General features: G+C 68.8%; 2 protein-coding genes. One reads left to right on the forward strand and one right to left on the reverse strand.

Annotated features, from left to right (window positions below; all coding sequences use genetic code 11):
• On the reverse strand, window positions 1-3,895 hold a 3,895-nt coding region (locus ACIQMX_RS42325), incomplete at its 3' end, for a type I polyketide synthase (protein WP_402487032.1).
• On the opposite strand from ACIQMX_RS42325, the gene ACIQMX_RS42330 reads away from it, so the two are divergent.
• Window positions 3,875-4,103, forward strand: a 229-nt coding sequence (locus ACIQMX_RS42330) for a hypothetical protein (RefSeq protein ID WP_402487034.1), incomplete at its 3' end; no start/stop codon positions are given. The two genes, ACIQMX_RS42325 and ACIQMX_RS42330, sit on opposite strands and share 21 nt — an antisense overlap.

A 4,103-nucleotide genomic window follows, 5' to 3' on the forward strand; every position in this document is an offset into this window, starting at 1 on the left:
ACACCGACCGCACACCCACCACCGGATCCACACCCACCGACACCGGCACCTCAAACACCCCACCAACACCAGCCCCAGCCTCAACCACCCCAGCAACCACCAACGGCCGCCACACCACCTCATGCAACCCACCACCCCCACCCGACCCCACCAACTGCTCCACCGGCACCGGACGGAGTGTCAGTCCATCGACCGACAGGACCGGTTCTCCGGCCGCGTCGGCCATGGCCAGGGAAACGGTGTCGTCGCCGGACCCCGAGAGGCGTACACGCAACGCGGTCGAGCCGGAAGCGAACAGGCGGACGCCCTCCCAGAAGAAGGGAAGTGCGGGACGACCATCCCCTGCCGGGCCGGATTCGAGGTCGTCGGCCTGGAGGCCGAGGGCATGCATGGTGGAGTCGAGCAGCGCGGGGTGCAGTCCGAAACGCCTGGCATCCGCGTGCACGGACTCGTCGAGTTCGACCTCGGCGAAGATGTCCTCCCCAGATGTCCAGGCAGCCTTGAGCCCCTGGAACACCGGCCCGTAGCCGTAACCACGCTCGGCCAGGGTGTCGTACATGTCAGCCACGTCCACCCGGGTCGCGCCCGGCGGGGGCCATGCCGTGAGGTCGAACGACGGCGCCGGCTCCCCCGCACCCGCGCCCACTACGCCCTCCGCATGCAACACCCAATCCGCTCCCGCACCGGCACTCTCCCGACGCGAATGCACCCGCACCGAACGAGACCCCACCTCATCCGCACCACCCACCACCACCTGCAACGCCACACCACCACGCTCCGGAACAACCAACGGCGCCCGCAACGTCAACTCCTCCACCACCCCACAACCCACCTCATCCCCAGCCCGCACCACCAACTCCACAAACGCCGCACCCGGCAACAACAACGACCCCAACACCACGTGATCCCCCAACCAACCCATCCCCTCCACCGACAACCGACCCGTCAACACCACACCACCAGAATCCGGCAACGCCACCGCAGCACCCAACACCGGATGATCCACCACCACCTGACCCAAACCACCCGCATCCCCACCACCCACACACTCCAACCAGTACCGCTCACGCTGGAAGGCATACGTCGGCAGATCCACGCGGCGCGCACCCGTGCCCTCGAAGAACCGCGCCCAGTCGACCGACACACCGCTCACATGCAGCTGCCCCAGCCCGGTCACCGCCGAGGCCACCTCCGGACGACCCTTGCGCACCAACGGAACGAAGACCGCCGCCCGCTCCGCGTCCACCGACTGCTGCGCCATCCCACACAGCACACCATCGGGACCGACCTCGACGTAGGAGGTGACCCCTTCGCCGTCCAGGAAGCGGACCGCGTCCGCGAACCGCACCGCCTCCCGCACGTGCCGCACCCAGTACGACGGCGTCGCGACCTCCTGCGACAGCTCACCCGTCACGTTCGACACCACGGGGATCGACGGTGCGCCGAACGACAGCCCGGACACCGCGGCGCCGAACTCGGCCAGCATCGGCTCCATCAACGGCGAGTGGAAGGCGTGCGACACCCGCAGCGTGCTCGTCCTGCGGCCCTGTTCCTCGAACGTCGCCACGAGCTCGCGCACCGCCGCCTCCGTACCCGAGACGACCACGGAACGCGGCCCGTTCACCGCAGCCACGGCTACTCCGTCACTCAGCAGCGGAAGCACCTCGGCCTCCGTCGCCTCCACCGCCACCATCGACCCACCAGCGGGAAGCGCCTGCATCAACCGACCACGCGCCACCACCAGCTCCGCCGCATCAGCCAGAGATAGAACTCCCGCCACATGCGCGGCCGCGATCTCGCCGACCGAGTGCCCGACCAGGAAGTCCGGACGCACCCCCCACGACTCCACCAACCGGAACAGAGCCGTCTCCACCGCGAACAGACCCGACTGGGCGAACATCGTCCGGTTCAGCAGACCGGCGTCCTCACCCCACACCACCTCACGCAACGAACGCCCCAGCCGGGCATCCAGCTCAACGAGCACCTCGTCGAACGCCGCCGCGAACACCGGATACGCCTCATACAGTTCCCGGCCCATCCCGAGACGCTGCGCGCCCTGGCCCGTGAACAGGAACGCGACCTTGCCCGCCGGCCGCACCGACCCCCGCACCACCGACGCCGCGACACCACCCTCGGCCAACGCCGTCAGACCCCGCACCAACTCCTCACGGTCCGCAGCCGCCACCACCGCACGATGTTCCAGCACCGCACGCGACACCACCGACGAAAAGCCCACATCCAGCAACGACGATGGATCGGAGATCCCCAACAGCTTCGCCGCCTGCGCGCAGAGCCCAGCCTCACTCCGCGCCGACAACACCACAGGAACCACCGGCAGCTCAGCGGTCACTGATGTTTCCGGCTCCTCGACCACCGGAGCCTGCTCCACGATCACGTGCGCGTTCGTCCCGCTCAGGCCGAACGAGGACACACCCGCACGCCGCGGCCGATCCCGCTCCGGCCAGGCCCGCGACTCCGTCAACAGCTCCACGTCGCCCGCCGACCAGTCCACCTGCGGCGTCGGCACATCCACATGCAACGTCCTCGGCAACACACCATGCCGAATCGCCTGCACCGCCTTGATCACACCACCCACACCAGCAGCCGCCTGCGCATGCCCCAGATTCGACTTCAACGACCCCAACCACAACGGATCGTTCTCGGCTCGCCCCTGCCCATACGTCGCCAACAACGCCTGCGCCTCGATCGGATCACCCAGCCGGGTACCCGTGCCGTGCGCCTCCACCAGATCCACATCGGCGGAGGTCAGCCCGGCACTCTCCAGCGCCGCACGGATCACCCGCTGCTGCGACGGACCATTCGGAGCCGTCAGCCCATTACTCGCGCCATCCTGATTCACCGCACTGCCCCGCACCACGGCCAACACCTCATGCCCCAGCCGACGCGCATCGGACAACCGCTCGACCAACAGCACCCCCACACCCTCCGACCACGCAGCACCATCCGCAGCACCCGCGAACGACTTGCACCGCCCGTCCTTCGCCAACCCCCGCTGCCGGCTGAACTCCACGAACATGTCCGGGGTGGACATCACGGCCACACCGCCGGCCAGCGCCATCGAGCACTCGCCCGAACGCAGCGCCTGAGCCGCCAGGTGCAGCGCCACCAGCGACGACGAGCACGCGGTATCAACCGTCAGGGAAGGTCCTTCGAGGCCCAGCGTGTAGGAGATGCGGCCTGACACCAGGCTGCCTCCTGTGGTCGCGGCGGCCTCCGTTCCCTGGCCGTAGTCGTGGTACATCAGGCCGGCGAAGACTCCCGTCCTGGTCCCCTTCAGGGACCGGGGATCGATGCCCGCACGCTCGAAGGCCTCCCATGACGCCTCCAGCAGCAGCCGCTGCTGCGGGTCCATGATCAGGGCCTCGTTCGGACTGATTCCGAAGAACGCCGGATCGAAGTCACCGGCGTCGTAGAGGAAGCCGCCCTCGTTCGCGTAGGTCTTGCCCGGCACTCCAGGTTCGGGGTCGTACACGCCCTCGATGTCCCAGCCGCGGTCGAGCGGAAATCCGGAAACCGCGTCACGGCCTTCGGCTACGAGCTCCCAGAGGTCGTCGGGTGACGTGACTCCACCGGGGTAGCGGCACGCCATGCCCACGATGACGATCGGCTCGTCGTCCTGGGCACGCACGGCGAGGTTGCTGCCAGGCTGTTCCGTCTCCCGCGTCCCGCTCCCGTCGAGCTCGCCGTCGATGTGCCCTGCTACGGCCCGTGAGGTCGGGTAGTCGAAAACGAGCGTCGCGGGAAGCCTGAGCCCGGTCGTCAGGTTCAGTTCGTTACGGAGTTCGACTGCGCTGAGCGAATCGAAGCCGAGCTCCTGGAAGGGCCGGTCCGCCTCGATGGCCTGGGCCGACGCGTGGCCCAGCACCTTGGCCACTCGGCCGCGGACCATCTCCAGGATCTTGCGGGCGCGCTCGTCGTCGTCGAGTCCCGCCAGGCCGCGGAGCAGCTCCTGCCCGTCTCCGGCTCCAGCCACCGCGCGGGCGGCGGGCCGCCTGGTGGTGGGGGCGAGGTCGCGGAGGAGCGCGGGGATGGTGTCGGTACGGGCACGCAGTGCGGCGACATCGACCGGCAACGGGACCAGA

Origin of the sequence: Streptomyces sp. NPDC091416 (assembly GCF_044756845.1) — a bacterium.
GTDB lineage: Bacteria > Actinomycetota > Actinomycetes > Streptomycetales > Streptomycetaceae > Streptomyces.